The sequence below is a fragment of the Polaribacter sp. OB-PA-B3 genome (assembly GCF_054589375.1).
Window position 1 is genome coordinate 154,687 of the sequence record NZ_BAAIIX010000003.1, and the last position, 23,660, is coordinate 178,346.

Annotated in this window: 34 protein-coding genes; 31 read left to right on the forward strand and 3 right to left on the reverse strand. The window is 32.4% G+C overall.

From position 1 onward, the window contains the following. Positions 1 to 197: 197 nt before the first annotated feature. The 3 genes from ACYPV9_RS07785 to ACYPV9_RS07795 form a co-directional block, all read right to left on the reverse strand. The gene (locus ACYPV9_RS07785) at positions 198 to 1,628 is read right to left on the reverse strand and encodes a SusD/RagB family nutrient-binding outer membrane lipoprotein (RefSeq protein ID WP_459742822.1); all 1,431 of its coding nucleotides are present in this window, start codon (positions 1,626 to 1,628) and stop codon (positions 198 to 200) included. A gap of 12 nt (positions 1,629 to 1,640) precedes the next feature. After that, a complete protein-coding gene (locus ACYPV9_RS07790) occupies positions 1,641 to 4,868 on the reverse strand; it encodes a SusC/RagA family TonB-linked outer membrane protein (protein ID WP_459742824.1) in 3,228 nt (1,075 codons plus the stop codon). 106 nt (positions 4,869 to 4,974) lie between these two features. Beyond that, positions 4,975 to 6,552 carry a BamA/TamA family outer membrane protein gene (locus ACYPV9_RS07795; protein WP_459742826.1) on the reverse strand — a complete coding sequence of 526 codons (1,578 nt, stop codon included), beginning with the start codon at positions 6,550 to 6,552 and terminating at the stop codon, positions 4,975 to 4,977. A gap of 260 nt (positions 6,553 to 6,812) precedes the next feature. On the opposite strand from ACYPV9_RS07795, the gene rpsL reads away from it, so the two are divergent. The 31 genes from rpsL (at position 6,813) to ACYPV9_RS07950 (ending at position 23,639) form a co-directional block, all read left to right on the forward strand. After that, complete coding sequence (rpsL, locus tag ACYPV9_RS07800; protein ID WP_018943587.1) at positions 6,813 to 7,187, forward strand: 30S ribosomal protein S12; 375 nt, start codon at positions 6,813 to 6,815, stop codon at positions 7,185 to 7,187. Positions 7,188 to 7,213: 26 nt separating this feature from the next. Then, the gene (gene rpsG / locus ACYPV9_RS07805; RefSeq protein ID WP_077809839.1) at positions 7,214 to 7,690 is read left to right on the forward strand and encodes a 30S ribosomal protein S7; all 477 of its coding nucleotides are present in this window, start codon (positions 7,214 to 7,216) and stop codon (positions 7,688 to 7,690) included. 5 nt (positions 7,691 to 7,695) lie between these two features. Further along, a complete protein-coding gene (fusA, locus tag ACYPV9_RS07810) occupies positions 7,696 to 9,813 on the forward strand; it encodes an elongation factor G (protein WP_299064878.1) in 2,118 nt (705 codons plus the stop codon). Positions 9,814 to 9,831: 18 nt separating this feature from the next. Continuing rightward, a complete protein-coding gene (gene rpsJ / locus ACYPV9_RS07815) occupies positions 9,832 to 10,137 on the forward strand; it encodes a 30S ribosomal protein S10 (RefSeq protein WP_068363283.1) in 306 nt (101 codons plus the stop codon). 288 nt (positions 10,138 to 10,425) lie between these two features. After that, positions 10,426 to 11,043, forward strand: coding sequence for a 50S ribosomal protein L3 (gene rplC / locus ACYPV9_RS07820; protein WP_077809837.1), 618 nt, complete (start codon positions 10,426 to 10,428; stop codon positions 11,041 to 11,043). Continuing rightward, positions 11,043 to 11,672, forward strand: coding sequence for a 50S ribosomal protein L4 (gene rplD / locus ACYPV9_RS07825; RefSeq protein ID WP_299064879.1), 630 nt, complete (start codon positions 11,043 to 11,045; stop codon positions 11,670 to 11,672). The genes rplC and rplD overlap by 1 nt, the downstream gene beginning before the upstream one ends. A gap of 9 nt (positions 11,673 to 11,681) precedes the next feature. Further along, a complete protein-coding gene (gene rplW, locus ACYPV9_RS07830) occupies positions 11,682 to 11,972 on the forward strand; it encodes a 50S ribosomal protein L23 (RefSeq protein WP_299064880.1) in 291 nt (96 codons plus the stop codon). Between the two features lie 9 nt (positions 11,973 to 11,981). Continuing rightward, positions 11,982 to 12,806: a 50S ribosomal protein L2 gene (rplB, locus tag ACYPV9_RS07835; protein ID WP_077809834.1), complete on the forward strand. Its 825-nt coding sequence runs from the start codon at positions 11,982 to 11,984 to the stop codon at positions 12,804 to 12,806. A 6-nt stretch (positions 12,807 to 12,812) separates the two neighbouring features. Then, positions 12,813 to 13,091: a 30S ribosomal protein S19 gene (gene rpsS / locus ACYPV9_RS07840; RefSeq protein WP_077809833.1), complete on the forward strand. Its 279-nt coding sequence runs from the start codon at positions 12,813 to 12,815 to the stop codon at positions 13,089 to 13,091. 6 nt (positions 13,092 to 13,097) lie between these two features. Beyond that, positions 13,098 to 13,502, forward strand: a complete 405-nt coding sequence (rplV, locus tag ACYPV9_RS07845; RefSeq protein ID WP_077809832.1) for a 50S ribosomal protein L22 — start codon at positions 13,098 to 13,100, stop codon at positions 13,500 to 13,502. An 11-nt stretch (positions 13,503 to 13,513) separates the two neighbouring features. Then, positions 13,514 to 14,233 carry a 30S ribosomal protein S3 gene (rpsC, locus tag ACYPV9_RS07850; RefSeq protein ID WP_077809831.1) on the forward strand — a complete coding sequence of 240 codons (720 nt, stop codon included), beginning with the start codon at positions 13,514 to 13,516 and terminating at the stop codon, positions 14,231 to 14,233. Between the two features lie 22 nt (positions 14,234 to 14,255). After that, positions 14,256 to 14,687 carry a 50S ribosomal protein L16 gene (gene rplP / locus ACYPV9_RS07855; RefSeq protein WP_079737041.1) on the forward strand — a complete coding sequence of 144 codons (432 nt, stop codon included), beginning with the start codon at positions 14,256 to 14,258 and terminating at the stop codon, positions 14,685 to 14,687. An 11-nt stretch (positions 14,688 to 14,698) separates the two neighbouring features. Further along, on the forward strand, positions 14,699 to 14,890 hold the full coding sequence (gene rpmC / locus ACYPV9_RS07860; RefSeq protein ID WP_077809829.1) for a 50S ribosomal protein L29: 192 nt from the start codon (positions 14,699 to 14,701) through the stop codon (positions 14,888 to 14,890). A 20-nt stretch (positions 14,891 to 14,910) separates the two neighbouring features. Continuing rightward, entirely contained in the window at positions 14,911 to 15,168 is a 258-nt protein-coding gene (rpsQ, locus tag ACYPV9_RS07865; RefSeq protein WP_018943599.1) for a 30S ribosomal protein S17, read from the forward strand. Position 15,169: 1 nt separating this feature from the next. Continuing rightward, positions 15,170 to 15,538: a 50S ribosomal protein L14 gene (gene rplN, locus ACYPV9_RS07870; protein ID WP_015482230.1), complete on the forward strand. Its 369-nt coding sequence runs from the start codon at positions 15,170 to 15,172 to the stop codon at positions 15,536 to 15,538. Positions 15,539 to 15,550: 12 nt separating this feature from the next. Then, positions 15,551 to 15,853 carry a 50S ribosomal protein L24 gene (gene rplX / locus ACYPV9_RS07875; protein WP_077809828.1) on the forward strand — a complete coding sequence of 101 codons (303 nt, stop codon included), beginning with the start codon at positions 15,551 to 15,553 and terminating at the stop codon, positions 15,851 to 15,853. 8 nt (positions 15,854 to 15,861) lie between these two features. Beyond that, entirely contained in the window at positions 15,862 to 16,413 is a 552-nt protein-coding gene (gene rplE / locus ACYPV9_RS07880; RefSeq protein WP_299064881.1) for a 50S ribosomal protein L5, read from the forward strand. A gap of 3 nt (positions 16,414 to 16,416) precedes the next feature. Continuing rightward, entirely contained in the window at positions 16,417 to 16,686 is a 270-nt protein-coding gene (gene rpsN / locus ACYPV9_RS07885; protein WP_068363324.1) for a 30S ribosomal protein S14, read from the forward strand. Between the two features lie 162 nt (positions 16,687 to 16,848). After that, positions 16,849 to 17,247 carry a 30S ribosomal protein S8 gene (gene rpsH, locus ACYPV9_RS07890; RefSeq protein ID WP_299064882.1) on the forward strand — a complete coding sequence of 133 codons (399 nt, stop codon included), beginning with the start codon at positions 16,849 to 16,851 and terminating at the stop codon, positions 17,245 to 17,247. A 10-nt stretch (positions 17,248 to 17,257) separates the two neighbouring features. Then, a complete protein-coding gene (gene rplF / locus ACYPV9_RS07895) occupies positions 17,258 to 17,803 on the forward strand; it encodes a 50S ribosomal protein L6 (RefSeq protein ID WP_299064883.1) in 546 nt (181 codons plus the stop codon). A gap of 12 nt (positions 17,804 to 17,815) precedes the next feature. After that, entirely contained in the window at positions 17,816 to 18,166 is a 351-nt protein-coding gene (rplR, locus tag ACYPV9_RS07900) for a 50S ribosomal protein L18 (protein ID WP_079737040.1), read from the forward strand. A gap of 6 nt (positions 18,167 to 18,172) precedes the next feature. Beyond that, the gene (gene rpsE / locus ACYPV9_RS07905; RefSeq protein ID WP_077809823.1) at positions 18,173 to 18,694 is read left to right on the forward strand and encodes a 30S ribosomal protein S5; all 522 of its coding nucleotides are present in this window, start codon (positions 18,173 to 18,175) and stop codon (positions 18,692 to 18,694) included. A gap of 11 nt (positions 18,695 to 18,705) precedes the next feature. Then, the gene (gene rpmD / locus ACYPV9_RS07910) at positions 18,706 to 18,888 is read left to right on the forward strand and encodes a 50S ribosomal protein L30 (protein WP_077809822.1); all 183 of its coding nucleotides are present in this window, start codon (positions 18,706 to 18,708) and stop codon (positions 18,886 to 18,888) included. Positions 18,889 to 18,900: 12 nt separating this feature from the next. Then, positions 18,901 to 19,350, forward strand: a complete 450-nt coding sequence (gene rplO, locus ACYPV9_RS07915) for a 50S ribosomal protein L15 (protein WP_299064885.1) — start codon at positions 18,901 to 18,903, stop codon at positions 19,348 to 19,350. Positions 19,351 to 19,363: 13 nt separating this feature from the next. After that, complete coding sequence (secY, locus tag ACYPV9_RS07920; RefSeq protein WP_299065069.1) at positions 19,364 to 20,686, forward strand: preprotein translocase subunit SecY; 1,323 nt, start codon at positions 19,364 to 19,366, stop codon at positions 20,684 to 20,686. 1 nt (position 20,687) lies between these two features. Then, positions 20,688 to 20,903 carry a translation initiation factor IF-1 gene (gene infA, locus ACYPV9_RS07925; protein WP_004568721.1) on the forward strand — a complete coding sequence of 72 codons (216 nt, stop codon included), beginning with the start codon at positions 20,688 to 20,690 and terminating at the stop codon, positions 20,901 to 20,903. A 15-nt stretch (positions 20,904 to 20,918) separates the two neighbouring features. Next, positions 20,919 to 21,035, forward strand: coding sequence for a type B 50S ribosomal protein L36 (ykgO, locus tag ACYPV9_RS07930; RefSeq protein ID WP_004568720.1), 117 nt, complete (start codon positions 20,919 to 20,921; stop codon positions 21,033 to 21,035). Beyond that, on the forward strand, positions 21,035 to 21,400 hold the full coding sequence (gene rpsM, locus ACYPV9_RS07935; protein ID WP_299064886.1) for a 30S ribosomal protein S13: 366 nt from the start codon (positions 21,035 to 21,037) through the stop codon (positions 21,398 to 21,400). The genes ykgO and rpsM overlap by 1 nt, the downstream gene beginning before the upstream one ends. Before the next feature lie 79 nt (positions 21,401 to 21,479). Then, the gene (rpsK, locus tag ACYPV9_RS07940) at positions 21,480 to 21,863 is read left to right on the forward strand and encodes a 30S ribosomal protein S11 (RefSeq protein ID WP_077809818.1); all 384 of its coding nucleotides are present in this window, start codon (positions 21,480 to 21,482) and stop codon (positions 21,861 to 21,863) included. Between the two features lie 81 nt (positions 21,864 to 21,944). Beyond that, a complete protein-coding gene (rpsD, locus tag ACYPV9_RS07945; RefSeq protein ID WP_459742841.1) occupies positions 21,945 to 22,550 on the forward strand; it encodes a 30S ribosomal protein S4 in 606 nt (201 codons plus the stop codon). A 96-nt stretch (positions 22,551 to 22,646) separates the two neighbouring features. After that, positions 22,647 to 23,639 carry a DNA-directed RNA polymerase subunit alpha gene (locus tag ACYPV9_RS07950; protein WP_077809816.1) on the forward strand — a complete coding sequence of 331 codons (993 nt, stop codon included), beginning with the start codon at positions 22,647 to 22,649 and terminating at the stop codon, positions 23,637 to 23,639. Positions 23,640 to 23,660 lie beyond the last annotated feature (21 nt).

The following is a 23,660-nucleotide window of genomic DNA, read 5'->3' on the forward strand; positions in this document are numbered from 1 at the left end:
GAATTAATTAGTCCCAAAAGTCTTAAAATAAACTTAAATAAACAATTTTTTAACATAAAATGTTTTCAATATCATGAGCCTTATTTTACTTTTTGTTAAATAATCATTAATTTATAATATATTAATTTAATAATATAAAAAAAGCCGTTTAAAATATAAATATTTTAAACGGCCTAAATTTTGAAGATCTAAAAAAATTAATTTACATCCCACCAAACTTTAGCTGTCATATCACCTGGATTTGTTGTTACAGCATTTAATTGAGCTGAATTTGTTTGTGTTTCCGATAAAGGATATGGCATACGAACAGGAATTGAGTTTATTACTGCAGCAGCTGGTACCGCTAATTGAGGATAATCTAATCTCCTCCACTCATTCCATGCTTGAAATCCATCCATGTATAATGAAATCCATTTTTGAACACCTACAGATTCTTTCCAGTTTGCTGCATCATAAGGGTTATTTGTTACGTAATCACTAATTGCTGTAGCATCTGTAATACCCCAATAATTCATTGATGCAGTAATTGCATTTTCATAAGCAGCAGCAGCATCACCAGATAAAATTCCTCTCTGGTATGCTTCAGCTAATAAAAATTGAACTTCTGCATAAGACATTATTACGTGAGGTGTTGTTGCAGATCTAACTGCATCACTAGGTCTAGAAGTTGTTGGTTTTAATGCTGTTGCATCGTTATCTAAAAGACCATAAGGCATACCAACAATACCTCCTTGTGGAGTTTCTTTGGCGTACTTCTCTAGTCTTGGGTCTCCCATTCCTTCTAAAGTATCTACTAAATATTTTGATACTGCGAAATCATCTCTGTTACCAAGTTGAGGATCGTTATTTATAAATAAAGGATTAGATCTAGCAGGATTTGTATCAAATACAAATAAGGCGTTTTCGCTATTACTTGATATTAAGTTAGAACTTGCAATATTTATATAATTACTAGCTGTTGCTGGATCTACATCAACAATTCTCATTGCATATCTAAGCATTAAAGAATTTGTTAATTTTTTCCAACTATCAATATTTCCATCAAAAATTACTTCTCCACTTACGAAAGATGGTGCAGAAGAATTGAATGATTTTGAAGCATTGTCAAGTGTAGCTAATATTCCTTTATAAACTTCTTCTTGACTATCATATTTAGGTGTGTTTATATCTGATATTGCTTCAGTGTATGGTACAGCATCAAAAGCATCTGTAAGAAAAGCATAAACTTCTGCTGTCATTACATCTAAGATAGCTATTCTATTACCTTTTATGGCACTTGATACGTCTTGTAATTCAACAAGTTCTTTTGCAGCATCTAATTCTTTTAATACACTTGCGTACATAGCGTTCCATGTCCCGCTGTAACTAGTTACATCTTGATTATATCTACTATCATCTGTGTATTCATTTTCAGCCCATTGTTGTGTCATTAATAACCCCCAACTTGCATTTATTCCAACACCAGCCATAGCGTTATAAAATGTATATTCTGCAGTAGTTAATAATGTTGACGCATCAACTTGTACTGCTGAGTTTGGGTCAATATTAATGTCTGATAAATTATCATCACAATTGTGAAACATTGTGGTTGTTAATAATAACAGAGCGTATATCTTTATTTTTCTCATTTTTTATAATTTTTAAAATTTTGCTGATAAGTTAAATCCGAAAGAGCTTGTAGGTGGGATTTGTGCATTTTCTAAACCTTGCGCATTTCCAGAACCTGTAACAACTTGTGGATCAATATATGGTACATCAGAATACAAGATACCTAAGTTTCTTCCAAAGGCACTTAAACTAAGGCTTGTAAATGGTGTTTTTTCTAAAATCTTATTAGGAACACTGTAACTTAATCTGATGTCTCTGAATTTGATAAAACTTGCATCATAAACATTTGGAGCTGCTCTTCTAAATGTATTGCTATAATAAGTTTGTGGATTTATTCTAATATCATTTGGTGTTCCGTCAGCCTTAACACCTGGTAAAAGTAATCCATTTGCTCTTACGTCACTTTCTCCGTTGAAAGATACTGTTTCAGGGTGCATACCAGAGTATTTAGACCATTGTAATGAAGTAGAGTGAATAACACCTCCAACTTGAAAATCAAATAAAGCAGATAATGTAAAGTTTTTGTAATTAAATGCTGTACTAAAACCTCCTGTCCAATCTGCTATAGCAGATCCTAAATATACTCTTTCATCTGTAAATTGATATCCTCCATCTGCTCCAACAAGTTTGTTACCATTATCGTCATATACAAAATCTTGTCCAAATACAGCCATATAAGGTAGTCCTTCTTGAATCCTTAAGTCAGCTGCCCAAGTTGCTCCTTGTGCAATACTTTCCACTACAGTATTACCTTCTTCATCTTTTAATAATTCAACTACTTCATTGTTTTGACTAGTTAAGTTAAGACCTAAATCCCAAGAGAAATCTTCTGTTTTAATTGGTGTACCACTTATTTGTAATTCTAATCCAGAATTTCTCATAGTACCTGCATTTAATAATCTAGATGTGTATCCTGTTGCTGCAGAAGAAGGAACATTGAAAATCTGGTCAACTGTTTCTCTAGAATAGTATGCTGCATCAATAGATAATCTATTTCTTAATAACTTCACTAAAAAACCAAATTCAACCTCTGTTGTTAATTCATTTACTAAATCTGGATTTTGTTGAGAATTAGGAACGTTGTATAATGTATTACCTCCGAAATTTGGATTAATTGGATTGTAAACATCTGCAATTCTATAAGCACCAGCATCATTTCCTGCTTGAGCAATACTAGCTCTAACTTTTGCAAAATTGATAACATCACTTTCTTTGATAGATTCTAATTCCGATACAGCAAAACTAAATGATGCTGAAGGGTAGAAGTAGCTATTATTTTTCTTTGGTAAAGTAGATGACCAATCATTTCTTGCTGATAAATCTAAAAATAACATATCATTCCATCCAAATGATGCACTACCAAAAATACTGTTAATTCCTCTTTGACTTTCAAATGTGTTTATTGTTGGGTCAACAGATGAGTTTGCAATGTTGAAGAATTTGTCAACAACAATACCTCCTGAAGTTGCTAATGAAGTTCTTTTAGAAAAGCTTCTCATTCTATTAGCACCAATAAATCCACTAAAAGTAAAGTCTTCATTGATATCTGTAGTATAGTTTAAGCGAGCTTCCATGTTAGTTTCTTGAAATCTTCTTTCTGTTTCAGAATAAGATGATCCTGATGAAGATCTTAATGGAATACCTTCTCTAATGCTGAATTGAAATAAATCAGTACCAAATTGAGTTGTAAATGTTAACTTGTCAGTTATTGCGTAAGATAAGTTAGCGTTACCAAACAATCTGTTTTTTGTATCTTCTTGTAAATAGTTTTCTCTTACCCATGATGGATTATCGAAAAAGTTTGGAGTTGCGTCAAATGAAATTAAGTTTCCTGAAGCATCTTCAATAATTCCTTTAGGGTTCCAAGTGTATTGGTTACCTTCTGTAGTATTTTGTTGATCTCTTAACCTAGTTACATCTAATTGAGATTGCCACCATTGTGTAAATGCTTGTAATGGGTTTGCATTATTATATCCAGTTGCATTTCTATTTTCCGCTTCAGTTTTAACATAAGTGAAAGCTACACTAGATTTTAATTTTTCTGATAAATTATAATCTGTACTTACAGTAATTGTATTTCTTTTTAATTTACCTTCAGGAGTAACACCTTTTTGGTCTAGGTTTGTATAACCTACTCTAAAATTTCCTTTTTCATTACCTCCTGATAAGGATACAGTATTGATTAATGTAACTCCAGTGTTAAAAAAGTTTTCATAAGAATTTTCAGGAGCAACCCATGGTCTAACCTCCTTGTAATTACTAGATCCTGGATCCCAAGAATCCCAATGTCTTACTAATACATTTGGGTTAAATTTTGGTCCCCAAGAACCATCTTTACCGTAGTTTGGTGCTAAATAAGCTACACCATCTTGTGTGAATTCGTTAAAACCACTTGCTGTATCATAAGTTGAACCCCCTCCGTATGTTGTTTGTATAGGTATTAAATTTCTTACTTGATCAAAAGTTACACTTGAGTCAAAAGACACACCAATACCTTTTTGGTTCTTTCCAGATTTAGTAGTAATTAAGATAACTCCATTTGCTCCTCTTGAACCATAGATTGCTGTTGCAGCAGCACCTTTTAACACAGACATTTCTGCAATGTTAGAAGGGTCGATTTCTGAAGCTGCGTTACCATAATCGTAGCTACCACCACCAAAACCAATTTGTTGAGCATTAGAAGAGTAACTAGCGTTACTAATTGGCACACCATCCACAATAAAAAGAGGTTGGTTATCTCCTAAAAAAGAGTTTGATCCACGGATAGTAATTCTTGATGAACCACCTAAAGAAGATGGACTTCCTTGGATTTGTACACCTGCAACTCTACCTTGTAAAGAGTTTACTAAATTTGGTTCTTTAGCTTTATCAATTGCACCACCTTCAACTTTTTGAACAGCGTAACCAATTGCTTTTTCTTTTTTCGAAATACCTAAACCAGTTACAATTATTTCGTCTAAAACGTTAGCTCCAACTTCTAATGTAACATTTATTGTATTTGTATTTCCTACTGTTTTATTAACAGTCTCGTAACCAATGTAACTATAAATTAAAACATCACCTACGTTTGCTTTAAGTTTATATTTACCATTAAAATCAGTGTCAGTACCTTTACTAGTTCCTTTAATAAGTATGCTTACTCCAGGTAGTGGACCTGTTTCGTCTGATACTGTTCCAGAAACTGTTTTTTCTTGCGCAAAACTAATCTGCACAACAAACGCCAGTAACAGCGTTAAAATTCCCTTTAACTTTGTTTTCATTATTTATTTGATTTGAATTAATTATGTCAAATATCTAAATATTTTATTAATAAAACAATGAAAACGTTAATAATTGTTAATTTTAGAACTAAAATGCATTTTTTAGTTAGAAAAAATTTATGAAATTAATTGAAAGTTGAGTGTTTTCAAGGGGTTTCGGGCTTCTTGTTTTTAATAAAGTTGTTATAGAAAGGTTAATTTTTGATTTATTTATGTTAAATAAATACCCTATTCCTATTCCATATAATTTTTTATTGTCAGCTTTATTAAAGATTATTCCTAAATCTGTTATTGTGTATAGGTAAGCGTCTTTTTTAGTTAGGTATCTATATTCTATATTTTGTGTTATGTAGTTTTCCGTAAATATACTTTTTTCATAAACACCTCTTATAGTATTTTTACCACCTATCCTAAATAATTCGTTAATTAAATAGTTGTCGGAATTTAAGAAACCCACATTGTTTTGAAGGTATAATTTGTTTTTTTTATTTAAATTAAATAAATAACTAACTCTCGATTCAATTTTAATTTGTGACGTGTTTTCTGATGTAGTTTTTCTTTTTCCAATAGATGGTTTGATTGAAAGTGAAAATTTGTCAGAGTTGAATTCATCATAATTAGGAACTGTATATTCATAACCAAACCCGAGGAAATTATTATTAAATGTTTCTGTATTGTCAGTTTGAATAATTTCTGTCGATGATTCTGTAGTGTAGTTAAATGATATTTTTGAATATTCAGATAATTTGTACTTTAAGTTAGTTTCAAACTTAGTATTTGTAAAAGTTGAATCTTGTCTATATATGTTAAATTTTATTTGTGGTGATATCTTTGATTTGAAAATATAAGGAGTAGTAAAGTTTAGAGAAAATTCACTTCTGTCATTATTTAAGCTTCTCCATTCAAGATTTATTTCTTCTCCCTTGTTCATTATGTTTAAGAGATTTAGTTCTAAATAACCGTTAAATTTTATTTTACCGTTATCGTTGTTTGCAAAATTTAGCAATCCATCAAAACTACTCCTGTTTGTTTTTTTTAAATACATATATAGTATGGTAGAGTCTTTTGTGAAAAGTATTTCTGGTTTTTTAATTTCTTTGATGAAATTTAAGGGTTTGGTAAGTTTACTTACTTTGTTTATTAAATTATTATTAAAAATCGTTTTAGAGCTAATGTTGTAATGGTTGTTTAAATATTTCTTCGGGAAATTTTCATAACCTTTTATTATCGTATTGTTTATTTTTCTTTTCTTTAAGTTGGTTATCGTTAAAGTAGCTTTTATTGTTTTATTTGATGTTGTGTAATTTTCTAAATAAATTTTAGAGAAGCTAAAACCATTTTGTTCTAATTTTAAGGATAGCTTATTTAGGTATTCTTCAATTTTATTACTTTGAACAATTGCTTTAGTGGTTGGTATTTTTAATACCTTTAATATGTCAGGATTTAATTTTGAAAAAGATATGCTAATATCATTAATTTGATTATTAAGACTTATATATATATTAAAAGTTTCGTTTTCTTTTTTTACACTATCAATCATATGAGTGTAGTATCCTTGTTTTTGTAATTCTATTTCGATTTTTCTTAGCTCTTTTGTTATGATAATAGAGTCATTAATTTTTCTTAAATAAGGTATTTTATTTAAGAGTGTGTTTTCTGATTTGTTTGTTGATATAATATTCAACTCATATTCTTGTGCGTTTAGTGTGTTGGTCACAAGAAAAGTACAGAGAGTTAGAATTAATAAGTTTTTAAAAGGCATTAATCGTTATCAGGTTTAATATTATCAAAAGTATAAGTTTTGTAGATAATGTATGTATTAAAAAAATGTTTTTTGAAAAATAACTCACTGATATTTGAATAATTAGAAATTAGTTGTACATTTGCGGACTCTTAAAAAAGAGACAATGTTTAATTATAAACGAAAAACAGTAATTATTTAGTATGCCAACTATTCAACAATTAGTTCGTAAAGGAAGAACCAAAATAACTAAGAAGAGTAAATCGGCTGCTTTGTCGTCTTGTCCTCAAAGACGTGGAGTTTGTACTCGTGTTTATACTACAACACCAAAGAAACCTAATTCAGCAATGCGTAAAGTTGCCAGAGTTAGATTGACAAATGGTAATGAGATAAATGCATACATTCCAGGAGAAGGACATAACTTACAGGAGCACTCGATAGTATTAGTTAGAGGTGGAAGGGTAAAAGATTTGCCAGGAGTTAAATATCACGTAGTACGTGGTGCATTAGATACTGCAGGAGTTGAGGGTAGAACCCAACGTAGATCTAAGTATGGAGCAAAACGCCCAAAAAAGTAAATTAGTAACTTTTTTAATGTAAAGACATGAGAAAAAGAGCAGCAAAAAAAAGAGTCTTATTACCGGATCCAAAATTTAATGATCAGTTAGTAACGCGTTTCGTTAATAACTTAATGTGGGATGGTAAGAAGTCAGTAGCTTTTAAAGTATTTTATGATGCGTTAGATATCGTAGAAGAAAGAAAGGGTGAAGAAGAAAAAACAGCTTTAGAGATTTGGAAAGATGGTTTATCTAATGTAATGCCTCACGTAGAAGTAAGATCTCGTCGTGTTGGTGGTGCTACATTTCAGATACCAATGCAAATTAGACCAGACCGTAAGGTTTCTATGGCTATTAAATGGATGATTTTGTACACTCGTAAAAGAAACGAGAAAACAATGGCACAGCGTTTAGCTGCTGAAATTTTAGCTGCGGCTAAAGAAGAAGGAGCTGCTGTTAAAAAACGTACTGATACTCATAAAATGGCAGAAGCAAATAAAGCTTTCTCTCACTTCAGATTTTAATAGAAATGGCTAGAGATTTAAAATTTACAAGAAATATTGGAATTGCAGCACATATTGATGCTGGAAAAACTACAACAACAGAACGTGTATTGTATTATACAGGTGTTTCTCACAAGATTGGTGAGGTGCATGATGGTGCAGCTACAATGGACTGGATGGAGCAGGAGCAAGAAAGAGGTATTACAATTACTTCTGCAGCTACTACTTGTACGTGGAACTTTCCAATAGAAAACGGAGAAAAAACTCCAGAAACAAAAGGATATCACTTTAATATTATTGATACCCCAGGGCACGTTGATTTTACTGTAGAAGTAAATAGATCTTTACGTGTTTTAGATGGTTTAGTTTTCTTATTTTCAGCAGTTGATGGTGTAGAGCCACAATCTGAAACTAACTGGAGATTAGCTGATAACTATAAAGTACCTAGAATTGGTTTTGTTAACAAAATGGATCGTCAGGGTTCAGACTTTTTAGGAGTTTGTCAACAAGTTAAAGATATGTTAAAGTCAAATGCGGTGCCAATTGTTTTAAACATTGGTGACGAGGATGAGTTTAAAGGTATTATAGATTTAGTAAAGAACCGTGCTATTGTATGGCATGATGAGACTCAAGGGGCAACTTTCGATGTTATCGAAATTCCTGAGGATATGAAAGAAGAAGCTCGTAAATACCGTGCACTTTTAATTGAGGAAGTAGCAAGTTATGATGAGAATCTTTTAGAAAAATTTATGGAAGATGAAGATTCTATTACAGAAGAAGAAGTGCATGCTGCGCTTAGAGCTGCTGTAATGGATATGGCAATTATTCCTATGATTTGTGGTTCAGCATTTAAAAATAAAGGTGTTCAGTTCTTATTAGATGCTGTTTGTCGTTATTTACCATCGCCTACTGATAAAGAAGGTATTGTAGGTGTAAACCCAGATACAGATAAAGAAGAATTACGTAAGCCAAGTGTAGATGAGCCTTTTGCTGCTTTAGCATTTAAAATTGCTACAGATCCTTTTGTTGGTCGTTTAGCTTTTTTTAGAGCATATTCTGGTCGTTTAGATGCAGGTTCTTATGTTTTAAATAACCGTTCAGGTAAAAAAGAACGTATTTCACGTATTTATCAAATGCATGCAAACAAGCAAAATGCAATTGATTTTATCGAAGCTGGGGATATTGGTGCTGCGGTAGGTTTTAAATCTATCAAAACAGGAGATACTTTATCTTCTCAAGAGCATCCAATTGTTTTAGAATCTATGGATTTTCCAGACCCTGTAATTGGTATTGCTGTTGAACCTAAAACAAAAGCCGATGTTGATAGATTAGGTATTGGTTTAGGTAAGTTAGCTGAAGAAGATCCAACATTTACTGTTCGTTCTGATGAAGCTTCTGGGCAAACTATTATTTCTGGAATGGGAGAGTTACACTTAGATGTAATTGTAGATCGTTTAAAGCGTGAATTCAAAGTTGAAGTTAATCAAGGTCAGCCTCAGGTAGAGTATAAAGAAGCTATTACTGCTTCTGCAGATCATAGAGAGGTTTACAAAAAACAATCTGGTGGTCGTGGTAAATTTGCTGATATAGTATTTACTATGGAGCCTGCTGATGAAGGTGTTCAGGGATTAGTTTTTGAATCTATTATTAAAGGTGGTAACGTTCCTAAAGAATTTGTACCTTCTATAGAAAAAGGATTTAAAGAAGCTATGAAAAATGGACCTTTAGCTGGATACGAAATGGATTCTATGAAAGTAACTTTAAAGGATGGATCTTTCCACGCAGTGGATTCTGATCAATTATCTTTTGAGTTAGCTGCTAAATTAGGTTTTAAAGCTGCTGCTAAAGCTGCTAAGGCTAAAATTATGGAGCCATTAATGAAATTAGAAGTGTTAACTCCAGAGGAGAACATGGGAGATATTGTTGGTGATTTAAATAGAAGAAGAGGGCAGGTTAATGATATGAGTGATCGTAACGGAGCAAAAGTTGTAAAGGCTTTAGTGCCATTATCAGAAATGTTTGGTTATGTTACCGCATTAAGAACTATGTCTTCTGGTAGAGCTACGTCAACTATGGAATTTTCACATTATGCAGAAACTCCTTCTAACGTATCTGAAGAAGTAATTGCAAAATCTAAAGGTTAATCGACTAAATAATTTAAGATGAGTCAAAAAATTAGAATAAAATTAAAGTCTTACGATTATAATTTAGTAGATAAATCTGCTGAGAAAATCGTTAAGACGGTAAAAAGTACTGGTGCTGTTGTAAACGGGCCAATTCCTTTACCAACACATAAAAAGATTTTTACAGTTTTACGTTCTCCACACGTAAACAAAAAATCTAGAGAGCAATTTCAATTAGCTGCTTACAAAAGATTATTAGACATTTATAGTTCTTCTTCGAAAACTATTGATGCTTTAATGAAACTTGAGTTACCAAGTGGTGTTGAAGTTGAGATTAAAGTTTAAGTAAAATATTAACTTTCGGTTTAATTTTGTTAAACCGAAAGTTTTTTATACTTTTGCAACCCGAAATAGAGTAGGGTAATGCTGTTTTTGATAGAAATATCACTAATAGTGACATGTCTGGAGCGTTTCGCGAAGGAAAAACGGAAAAAACAAAATCAGCGTTGAATTTGTTTGCGCTGTTTTTTTTGGTGAAAATTTAAGGATGTGTAATGAAACAATTGTTTCAAAAATATAATTATTAATATAGACGCGCTGGATAAATATCTATTCGTCTAAAATTTTAACTAAATGTCTGGGTTAATAGGAAGAAAAATTGGAATGACCAGTTTATTTGATGAAAACGGGAAGAATATTCCTTGTACAGTAATCGAAGCGGGTCCTTGCGTTGTTACCCAAGTCAGAACCGAAGAGGTTGACGGCTACAATGCGTTACAACTTGGTTTCGATGACAAGAAGGCGAAGAGCTCTAACAAAGCGTTAGACGGTCACTTTAAAAAAGCTGGCACCACTGCAAAGAAAAAAGTCGTTGAATTTCAAGGGTTTGAAGGTGAGTATAAATTAGGAGATTCTATATCTGTGGATCACTTTGAAGAGGGTGAATTTGTGGATGTTTCTGGTGTTTCTAAAGGTAAAGGTTTTCAGGGTGTTGTAAAGCGTCATGGATTTGCTGGTGTTGGTCAAGCTACGCATGGTCAACATAACCGTTTAAGAGCTCCGGGTTCTATTGGTGCTGCATCTTATCCTGCAAGAGTATTCAAAGGAATGCGCATGGCAGGTAGAATGGGTGGAGATAAAGTGAAAGTACAAAACTTAAGAGTATTAAAAGTAGTTGCTGAAAAGAACTTACTTGTTGTTAAAGGAGCGGTTCCTGGACACAAAAATGCTTTTGTAACTATTCAGAAATAATGAAAGTAGCTGTTTTAGATATTACAGGAAAAGATACAGGTAGAAAGGTTGAGCTTTCTAAAGATGTATTCGGTATTGAGCCTAATGATCATGCTATTTATTTAGATGTTAAGCAATATTTGGCAAACCAACGTCAAGGAACGCACAAATCTAAAGAAAGAGCAGAAATTGCTGGTTCTACAAGAAAGATAAAAAAACAAAAAGGAACTGGTACTGCAAGAGCAGGTTCTATCAAGTCTGGTGTTTTTAGAGGTGGTGGACGTATGTTCGGACCAAGACCTAGAAATTATTCTTTTAAATTGAATAAAAACTTAAAGCGTTTAGCACGTAAGTCTGCTTTAAGTATTCAAGCAAATGATGAAAATTTAGTAATAGTTGAAGATTTTAATTTTGAAAATCCAAAAACTAAAAACTTTTTAAACGTTTTAAAAGCGTTAGAGTTAGATACTAAAAAATCTTTATTTGTTTTAGGTAGTGATAATGCAAATGTGTACTTATCATCACGTAATTTGAAAAATTCTAAAGTAATTAAAGTTTCAGAAATTAATACTTATGGTTTGTTAAATGCAAATAAAGTTGTTATAACTGAAGGTTCTTTAGAAGGTATAAACACTAATTTAAGCAAATAGGGATTCGAAATGAGTATTTTAATAAAACCTATTATTACGGAAAAAGCTACAAACGATAGTGAAGTATTTAATCGTTATGCATTTGTAGTAGATAAAAATGCTAATAAATTAGAAATTAAATCAGCAGTTGAGTCTGCTTATGGGGTTTCTATATCTAGTGTAAGAACTTTAAATTACCCAATTCAAAGAAATACGAAGTTTACTAAAAAAGGTTTAGTAACTGGTATTAAGAGTGGGTACAAAAAAGCAATTGTACAGTTAGCAGAAGGAGAAAGTATTGATTTTTATAACAATCTTTAAAAGACAAAAATGTCAGTTAGAAAATTAAAACCAATAACACCAGGTCAGCGTTTTAGAGTTGTAAATGGGTTCGACACCATAACAACTGATAAGCCGGAGAAAAGTTTACTTGCTCCGAAAAAACGATCTGGAGGTCGAAACAATCAGGGAAGAATGACAACACGTAATATTGGTGGTGGTCATAAACAAAAATATCGTATTATCGATTTTAAAAGAGATAAGCAAGGTATTCCTGCAACAGTAAAAACAATAGAATACGATCCAAATCGTACTGCTTTTATAGCTCTATTAAGTTATGCTGATGGTGAAAAACGTTATGTAATTGCACAAAACGGTTTAAAAGTAGGTCAAACTATTATTTCAGGTAAAGATGTTGCTCCAGAAATTGGAAATGCAATGACTTTAAGTGAAATTCCTTTAGGAACTACTATTTCATGTATAGAATTACGTCCAGGTCAGGGAGCTGTTATGGCTCGTTCTGCTGGTTCTTTTGCTCAATTAATGGCAAGAGATGGTAAGTATGCTACAGTTAAGTTACCTTCTGGTGAAACAAGATTAATCTTGTTAACTTGTATGGCAACTATTGGTGTTGTATCTAATTCAGATCATCAATTACTTGTTTCAGGTAAAGCTGGTAGATCTAGATGGTTAGGTAGAAGACCTAGAACAAACGCAGTAAGAATGAACCCTGTTGATCACCCAATGGGAGGTGGTGAAGGACGTTCTTCTGGAGGGCATCCAAGATCAAGAAATGGTATACCTGCTAAAGGATTCAAGACTAGATCTAAAACCAAAGCTAGTAATAAGTATATTATAGAACGTAGAAAGAAATAATAAGTTATGGCAAGATCATTAAAAAAAGGACCTTACGTTCACTATAAGTTAGAGAAAAAAGTGTTAGCTAATGTAGAAGGTGGAAACAAAACAGTAATCAAAACTTGGTCTAGAGCAAGTATGATTACTCCAGATTTTGTTGGACAAACAATTGCTGTTCATAACGGACGTCAGTTTGTACCGGTTTACGTTACAGAAAACATGGTAGGGCATAAATTAGGCGAATTTTCACCAACTCGTTCTTTTAGAGGACACGCTGGTGCAAAAAATAAAGGAAAAAAATAGTAGGAAATGGGAGTTCGTAAAAAAAATATGGCAGATCAGTTAAAAGCAGATAGAAAGCAACGTGCTTTCGCTAAGCTTACTAACTGTCCTACATCACCAAGAAAAATGCGTTTAGTAGCAGATCAAGTAAGAGGTGTTGAAGTTGAAAAAGCTTTACAAATCTTAAAATTTAGCCCTAAAGAAGCATCGATAAACTTAGAGAAATTATTGTTGTCTGCAATTGCAAACTGGCAAGCTAAGAATGAAGATGCAGCTATAGAAGATGCTGGATTATATGTGAAAACTATTTATGTAGATAGCGCAGGAATGTTAAAAAGATTAAGACCAGCTCCACAAGGTCGTGCACATAGAATTCGTAAGCGTTCTAATCACGTTACTTTAGAGTTAGGTACTAAAACAATAAGCAAATAATCAAAGTAGAAATGGGACAAAAAACTAATCCAATAGGAAATCGTTTAGGAATCATCAGAGGTTGGGAATCTAACTGGTACGGTGGTAATGACTACGGAGATAAAATTGCTGAAGATGATAAGATAAGAAAGTATATTCATGCTAGATTATCTAAAGCAAGTGTTTCTAGAGTAATTATAGAGCGTACTTTAAAACTTGTAACCGTTACTATCACTACTGCTAGACCTGGTATTATTATCGGTAAAGGTGGTCAAGAGGTAGACAAGTTAAAAGAAGAGCTTAAGAAAATTACAGGAAAAGAAGTTCAAATTAATATTTTTGAAATTAAGCGTCCAGAATTAGATGCGAGATTAGTAGCAACTAGTGTTGCTCGTCAAATTGAGAATAGAATTTCTTATAAGAGAGCTATTAAAATGGCTATTCAGGCTACAATGAGAATGAATGCTGAAGGTATTAAAATTCAGATTTCAGGACGTTTAAATGGAGCAGAAATGGCACGTTCAGAGCACTTTAAAGAAGGTAGAATTCCTCTTTCTACTTTTAGAGCTGATATTGATTATGCACTTGTAGAAGCTCATACTACATACGGAAGATTAGGTGTGAAGGTATGGATTATGAAAGGCGAAGTTTATGGTAAAAGAGAATTATCTCCACTAGTAGGATTGTCTAAGAAACAGTCTGGTTCTAAAGGTGGTGATAGATCTAAGCGTCAACCTCGTAGAAGAAAATAATTTTTAAAATTAGAAATTAAAAATGTTACAGCCAAAAAGAGTAAAATACCGTAAGGTACAGAAGGCGAAAGGAAATATGACTGGTATTTCTGGTAGAGGAAATCAACTTTCTAACGGAATGTTTGGTATAAAATCTTTAGACCAGAATTTATTAACTTCGCGTCAGATAGAAGCAGCTCGTATTGCGGCTACTCGTCATATGAAAAGAGAAGGTCAGTTATGGATTAAAATATTTCCAGATAAGCCTATCACTAAGAAGCCTTTAGAAGTACGTATGGGTAAGGGTAAAGGAGCACCAGATCATTTTGTTGCAGTTATTAAACCGGGTAGAATTTTGTTTGAAATTGGTGGAGTACCAATGGATGTTGCAAAAGAAGCTTTACGTTTAGCAGCTCAAAAACTTCCAGTAAGAACGAAGTTTGTAGTAGCAAGAGATTTTGATATTAACGCTTAATTCTAAATACAATGAAACAATCAGAAATAAAAGAATTATCTATAGCAGATCTTAATGAAAAGCTTGGAGCGTTGCAAAAGAATTATACTGATCTTAAAATGGCTCACGCAATAACTCCTTTGGAGAACCCATTGCAGTTGAGAAGTTTAAGAAGAACTGTAGCAAGAATTGCAACAGAATTAACAAAAAGAGAATTACAATAATTCTATAGTCAGTTTTAAAGATGGAAAAAAGAAATCTTAGAAAAGAGAGAATTGGTGTTGTTTCTAGTAACAAAATGGAAAAATCTATTGTTGTTGCTGAAACTAAGAGAGTTAAGCACCCAATGTACGGAAAGTTCGTATTAAAGACTAAGAAGTACGTTGCACACGACGAAAAGAATGATTGCAACGAAGGAGATACAGTTAGGATCATGGAAACTAGACCTATGAGTAAATCTAAACGTTGGAGATTAGTAGAAATCCTAGAAAGAGCTAAATAATATGTTACAGACAGAATCAAGATTAAAAGTAGCAGATAATACTGGAGCTAAAGAAGTTTTAGTAATTAGAGTTTTAGGAGGTACAAAAAAGCGTTACGCAAGTATTGGAGACAAGATTGTTGTATCGGTTAAATCTGCAACTCCTAACGGAACTGTAAAAAAAGGTCAAGTATCTAGAGCAGTTGTTGTAAGAACAAAGAAAGAAGTTAGACGTAAAGACGGATCTTATATCAGATTTGATGATAATGCTTGTGTACTTTTAAATCCTACAGAGGAAATGAGAGGAACTCGTGTTTTCGGACCAGTTGCACGTGAACTTCGTGAGAAACAATTCATGAAAATAGTATCATTAGCACCTGAAGTGCTTTAACATTATAATAAAATGAAGAAGTTTAAATTAAAATCAGGAGATACTGTAAAAGTAATTGCAGGAGATCACAAAGGATCTGAAGGTAAGGTTTTACAAATTATCAAAGATAAGGATAGAGTTTTAGTAGAAGGTGTAAATTTAGTTTCTAAACACACCAAACCTAATGCTCAAAATCCTCAAGGTGGTATTGTAAAGAAAGAAGCTTCTCTTCATATATCTAACGTAATGTTAGTAGAAGAAGGTGTAGCTGTAAGAGTAGGTTATCAGGTTGATGGAGATACTAAAACTAGAATCTCTAAAAAAACTAAAAAATAAGAATAATCATGAGTTACGTACCAAGATTAAAATCAGAATACAAAGAAAGAGTGATTAAAGCTCTTACTGAAGAATTCAGTTATAAAAATGTAATGCAAGTACCAAAGTTAGAAAAGATTGTTGTTTCTAAAGGTGTTGGTGCTGCTATTGCAGATAAGAAATTAATAGATTATGCTTTAGAAGAGTTGACTAAAATCACAGGTCAAAAAGCGATATCTACAATGTCTAAAAAGGATGTTGCATCATTTAAATTACGTAAAGGAATGCCAATTGGTGCTAAAGTTACGTTAAGAGGTGATAAAATGTATGAATTTTTAGACAGATTAGTTACAGCTTCTTTGCCACGTGTAAGAGACTTCAACGGTATTAAAGCAAATGGATTTGATGGTAGAGGTAATTACAATTTAGGTATTACTGAACAAATCATTTACCCAGAGATAAATATTGACCAAGTTAAGAAAATCAACGGTATGGATATTACATTTGTAACATCTGCAAATACTGATAAGGAAGCAAAGTCATTATTAGGAGAATTAGGTTTACCATTCAAAAAAAATTAAGAAATGGCTAAAGAATCAATGAAAGCTCGCGAACGTAAAAGAGCAAAAACAGTTGCAAAATATGCAGAAAAGAGAAAAGCTTTAAAAGAAGCAGGAGACTATGAAGCATTGCAAAAATTACCAAAAAATGCATCACCAGTAAGAATGCACAATAGATGTAAATTAACTGGACGTCCAAAAGGATATATGAGACAATTTGGTATCTCTCGTGTAACGTTTCGTGAAATGGCAAATCAAGGATTAATACCAGGTGTTAAAAAAGCAAGTTGGTAGAAATTTTAAATAAAGCTTAAAAATAAAAATAGAATGTGTATCTTTGCACGCTCTATTTTTTTTGAGTATAAGAATTTTAACTGATTATAGGTTCATTTATCACAGAGAAATCTGTAGCATAAATAGAGGTATTTGAAAACCGTAATCGCAATATAAATAAGTATGTATACAGATCCAATTGCGGATTTTCTAACAAGAGTTAGAAATGCAATCGCTGCAGGACACAGAGTAGTGGAAATTCCAGCTTCAAATTTGAAGAAGGAAATGACTAAAATTTTGTTTGACCAAGGGTTTATTTTAAGTTATCAATTTAATGATGATAAAGTTCAAGGAACTATCAAGATAGCTTTAAAGTATGACAAGGAAACAAAAGAGTCAGTAATTAGAAAAATTCAACGTATCAGTACGCCAGGTTTAAGAAAGTATGTTGGCTCTGCAGAGATGCCAAGAGTATTAAATGGACTTGGAATTGCTATTGTTTCAACATCTAAAGGTGTTATGACAAATAAAAAGGCACGTCAAGAAAATGTTGGAGGAGAAGTTTTATGTTACGTTTATTAATTTTTAAGAAATGAGTAGAATAGGAAAAAATCCCGTTAGCATTTCACAAGGTGTAGATGTAAGCATTAAAGACAACGTAATTACTGTTAAAGGAAAATTAGGAGAGTTATCTCAAACTATTTCTGAAGGAATTACAGTAAGTATTGAAGATGGAGTTATCACATTAGATAGAGCATCGGAAAGCAAAGACCATAAAGCACAACATGGTTTAATGAGAGCTTTGATCAATAACATGGTTGAAGGTGTAAGTAAAGGTTGGACTAAAGAATTAGAACTTGTTGGAGTTGGTTATAGAGCTTCAAATCAAGGTCAAAAATTAGACTTAGCTTTAGGTTTCTCTCATAATATTGTTTTAGAATTAGCTCCAGAAGTGAAAGTAGAAACAGTATCAGAGAAAGGGAAAAACCCAATCATTAAATTAACTTCATTTGACAAACAATTAGTTGGTCAAATAGCTGCAAAGATTCGTTCTTTTAGAGCTCCAGAGCCATATAAAGGTAAAGGTGTTAAGTTTGTTGGTGAATTATTAAGAAGAAAAGCAGGTAAATCTGCATAATAATATAGCAATATGGCATTATCAAAGCTAGAAAGAAGAGCTAGAATAAAGCGTAGAATTAGAAAAATTATTTCTGGTACTGCTACAAAACCAAGATTATCGGTTTATAGAAGTAACAAAGAAATTTACGCTCAAATAGTAGACGATGTAAACGGAGTAACTTTAGCTGCTGTTTCATCTAGAGATAAAGATATTAAAGCAAGTTCTAAAATTGAAGCAGCTACTGCGGTAGGTAAAGCAATTGCAGAAAAAGCTACTAAAGCAGGATTAGAAAATGTTGCTTTTGATAGAAATGGTTATTTATACCATGGTAGAGTTAAAGTATTAGCAGAAGCTGCAAGAGAAGCTGGTTTAAAATTTTAAGAAAATATGCAAGGTTATAAAAACGTAGAAAGAGTTAAACCTAGTGGGTTAGAACTTGTAGATAAATTAGTAGGTGTACAACGTGTTACTAAAGTTACAAAAGGTGGTAGAGCATTTGGTTTCTCTGCAATTGTAGTTGTAGGTGATGGTAATGGTGTTGTTGGTCATGGTTTAGGGAAATCTAAAGATGTTTCTTCTGCAATTGCAAAAGCAGTTGAAGATGCAAAGAAAAACTTAGTTAGAATTCCTATTTTAGATGGTACTTTACCTCACGAACAAAAAGGTAAATTTGGTGGAGCTAAGATTTTTATTAAGCCTGCATCTCCTGGTACAGGGGTTATTGCTGGTGGTGCTGTACGTATCGTATTAGAATCTGTTGGTGTACATGATGTATTATCAAAATCTCAAGGATCATCTAATCCTCACAATGCTGTAAAAGCTACTTTTGATGCATTATTACAATTAAGAAGTGCATCTTCTATTGCTAAGCAAAGAGGTATATCTATAGAAAAAGTATTTAACGGATAAATCTAAGAACGATGGCAAGAATTAAAGTTACACAAGTAAAAAGTCAAATCGGACGTCTTCAAAGTCAAAAAAGAACTTTAGAGGCTTTGGGTTTACGTAAAATGAACCAAACTGTAGAGCATGAGGCAACTCCTACAATTATTGGTATGGTAAATACAGTTAAACACTTAGTTTCTTTCGAAGAAATTAAATAAGATTTATAAAAAATGAGTTTACATAATTTAACACCTGCAGAGGGTTCCATTAAAAAAGGAAAAAGAATTGCAAGAGGTGAAGGTTCTGGAAAAGGTGGTACTGCTACAAGAGGTCACAATGGTCAGAAATCTCGTTCTGGTTATTCTAAAAAGATAGGTTTTGAAGGTGGTCAAATGCCTCTTCAAAGACGTGTACCTAAATTTGGTTTCACAAATATAAACCGTAAGGAGTATCAAGGAATCAATTTAGATAAATTACAATCTTTAGTTGATAGTGGAAAAATAACAGATACAGTAAATTTAGATATCTTAGTTGCTAACAGATTAGCTGGTAAAAATGACCTAGTTAAAATTTTAGGAAATGGAGAGTTAAAAGCTAAATTAAATATAACTGTACATAAATTTACAGCATCAGCAAAAGCAGCTATAGAAGCAGCTGGAGGAGAGGCTGTTGCTTTATAAGAACACGTAAATGATGAATTTTATTAATACGCTAAAGGAAATTTTCAAGATTGAAGAGTTAAAAAACAAAATTCTTCTTACTATCGGTTTAATTGCTGTTTATCGTTTTATGGCTGCTGTACCTTTACCAGGTATAGATCCATTACAACTATCAGCTTTAAAAGAAAGTACTTCGGGAGGTCTTTTAGGATTATTGAATGCATTTACAGGTGGGGCATTTGCTAGGGCGTCAGTAATGGCTCTTGGTATAATGCCATACATTTCTGCTTCTATTGTAGTTCAGTTAATGGGAATTGCTGTTCCTTATTTACAGAAATTACAAAAAGATGGAGAAAGTGGTAGAAAAAAAATTACACAAATTACAAGATGGTTAACAATAGTTATTACGTTAGTGCAAGCACCAACGTATATTACAGCTATTAAAACTCAATTTAACTTGCCACCAGAAGCTTTTTTAGTGAGTGGTTTAACTTTTTGGGTATCTTCAATCATAATCTTAACCGCAGGTACAATTTTTGCTATGTGGTTAGGTGAGCGTATTACAGACAAAGGTATTGGTAATGGAATTTCATTATTAATTACTGTGGGTATTATTGCTAATTTTCCTGCTGCATTTTTGCAAGAATTTGTTTCTAAAACAGAAAATGCTGGTGCAGGTGGTTTAATGATGATTTTAATTGAAATTATTGTTTGGTTTGTAGTGATTTTATTAACTGTCTTATTAGTTACAGCTGTTAGAAAAATTGCTGTACAATATGCAAGAAGAACAGTTGCAGGTAATGTACAAAATGTTGCAGGTTCAAGAGATTATATTCCTTTGAAATTAAATGCAGCAGGTGTAATGCCAATTATATTTGCTCAAGCTATCATGTTTTTGCCATTAGCTTTAGGTCAAAGATTTCCAGCATTAGTTGGTTTAACAGATCCTAATGGGTGGCAGTACAATGTGATATTTGCTTTGTTAATTATAATTTTCAGTTACTTTTATACTGCAATTACAATCCCTACTAATAAAATGGCAGAGGATTTGAAGAGAAGTGGTGGTTTTATTCCTGGCATTAGACCTGGAAAAGATACTGCTGATAGATTAGATAGTGTATTATCAAGAATAACCTTTCCAGGATCGTTATTTTTAGCTGCATTGTCTATATTACCTGCAATTGTGGTTCAGTTTGGAGTACAACAGGGATGGGCAATGTTTTACGGTGGTACATCATTAATCATTATGGTAGGTGTAGCAATTGATACAATGCAACAAATTAACTCGTATTTATTAAACAATCATTATGATGGTTTAATGAAGACAGGAAACAGCAATAGAAAATCAAATAAATAGTATGGCTAAACAATCAGCAATTCAACAAGACGGAACAATTACAGAAGCATTATCTAATGCTATGTTTCGTGTAGAATTAGAAAACGGACATATTGTAACGGCTCACATTTCTGGTAAAATGCGTATGCATTATATTAAACTTTTACCTGGTGATAAGGTGAAGTTAGAGATGAGTCCGTATGATTTATCAAAAGCAAGAATTACTTACAGATACTAAAAAAAAACTAAACAGATGAAAGTTAGAGCATCAGTTAAAAAAAGAAGTGCCGACTGCAAAATAGTACGCAGAAAAGGTAGATTATACGTAATTAATAAACAAAATCCTAGATTTAAACAAAGACAAGGGTAATGGCAAGAATAGCAGGTATTGATATTCCAAAGAATAAAAGAGGGGTTATTGCTTTAACTTACATCTTTGGTATTGGAAGCAGCAGAGCTAAAAAAGTTTTAGCAGAAGCTAAGGTAGACGAGAGTATTAAAGTTCAAGATTGGACTGATGATCAAATCGCTGCAATTAGAGAACAAGTAGGAACTTTCACAATTGAAGGAGAATTAAGATCTGAAGTTCAGATAAACATCAAGCGTTTGATGGATATTGGATGTCAGAGAGGAATTCGTCATAGACTTGGTCTTCCTTTAAGAGGACAAAGAACTAAAAACAATTCTCGTACAAGAAAAGGTAAGAGAAAAACTGTAGCTAACAAGAAAAAGTAAGTTAGACAAGTAACATAAGATCTATAAATTGGTATTAACAATTATTAATAGAAAACTAGGTTACTAAAACTAAATAATTATGGCAAAAGCAAGTTCAAAAAAACGTAAAGTAATAATTGAAGCAATAGGAGAAGCGCATGTAACTGCATCTTTTAACAACATCATTATTTCTTTAACAAATAAAAAAGGAGATGTAATTTCATGGTCATCTGCAGGTAAAATGGGTTTTAGAGGTTCTAAAAAGAATACTCCATATGCAGCTCAGTTAGCAGCAGAAGATTGTGCAAACGTTGCAAAGGAAGCAGGTTTACGTAAAGTAAAAGTTTATGTAAAAGGACCAGGTAATGGTAGAGAATCTGCTATTAGATCAATTCACAATGCAGGTATCGAAGTAACAGAAATTATTGATGTTACTCCAATTCCTCACAATGGTTGTCGTCCTCCTAAGAGAAGAAGAGTATAATTAAATATTTTAACTTGATAGGAAATAGATTATCGAAGGAGTAAGCCTTAATTCATAATCCCTATCTATAACAAAAACGAAATGGCAAGATATACAGGACCAAAAACAAAAATAGCTCGTAAATTTGGTGAAGCTATTTTTGGAGAAGATAAAAACTTCGAAAAAAGAAATTACCCTCCAGGACAGCATGGTAATGCAAGAAGAAGAGGAAAAAAGTCTGAATATGCTACTCAATTAATGGAGAAGCAAAAAGCTAAATATACTTACGGTATTTTAGAGCGTCAATTCAGAAACTTGTTTAAAGACGCTTCTGCTTCACAAGGTATTACTGGTGAGATTTTATTACAATTATGTGAATCTCGTTTAGATAATGTTGTTTACAGAATGGGTGTTTCTAAATCAAGAAGTGGTGCACGTCAATTAGTTTCTCATAGACATATTACTGTTAATGGTGAATTAGTAAACGTACCATCTTATAGGTTAAAAGAAGGAGACGTAGTTGCAGTTAGAGAAAAGTCTAAATCTTTACAAGCGATTGAGGATGCTTTAGCTTCTAACAATAATGTTTACGAATGGTTAACTTGGAATTCTGATAAAAAAGAAGGAACTTTTGTTAAAGTACCAGCAAGATTACAAATTCCAGAAAACATTAAAGAGCAGTTAATCGTAGAATTATATTCTAAGTAATAAATTAATCATATTGGTATTTAGCCAAAGGATTTGTAAGTATTTCTTCACACTTATATTTCGCGCAACTAAATAACAATTAAAACGAAGAAAAAAATGGCAATTTTAAATTTTCAAAAACCAGATAAGGTTATAATGATAGAATCTACAGATTTTTCTGGAAGATTTGAATTTAGACCTTTAGAACCAGGTTTTGGTTTAACAATAGGAAACGCATTAAGAAGAGTACTTTTATCTTCTTTAGAAGGTTTTGCAATCACATCTTTAAGAGTTGATGGTGTAGAGCATGAATTTTCTACTGTATCTGGTGTTGTAGAAGATGTAACAGAAATTATCTTAAACTTAAAGCAAGTACGTTTTAAGAAACAAATAGACGAAACAGATAGAGAAACTGTATCTGTATCTATTTCTGGTCAAGAGCAGTTTACTGCAGGAGATTTACAGAAATTTATTTCAGGTTTTCAAGTTTTGAATCCAGATTTAGTTATTTGTAACATGGATAAGTCTGTTAAATTAAATGCAGAAATAACAATAGAAAAAGGTAGAGGATTTGTACCTGCTGAAGAAAATAAAAAAGCTTCTGCACCAATAGGAACAATTTTTACAGATTCTATTTACACACCAATTAAGAATGTAAAGTACGCAATCGAAAATTACCGTGTAGAACAAAAAACGGATTATGAAAAACTAGTATTCGATATCGATACTGATGGATCTATTAATCCTAAAGACGCTTTAACAGAAGCTGCTAAGATTTTAATTCACCACTTTATGTTATTCTCTGATGAGCGTATCACTTTAGAGGCAGATGAAATTGCACAGACAGAAACATATGATGAAGAATCATTACATATGCGTCAGTTATTAAAAACTAGATTAATTGATATGGACTTATCAGTAAGAGCATTAAATTGTTTAAAAGCTGCAGAAGTTGATACATTAGGTGATTTAGTTTCTTTTAACAAAAGTGATTTAATGAAGTTTAGAAACTTTGGTAAAAAGTCTTTAACAGAGCTAGAAGAATTAGTAATTGTTAAAGGTTTAAGTTTCGGTATGGATTTAAGCAAATACAAATTAGATAGAGATTAATTTTCATATTTTGCTCCTCAA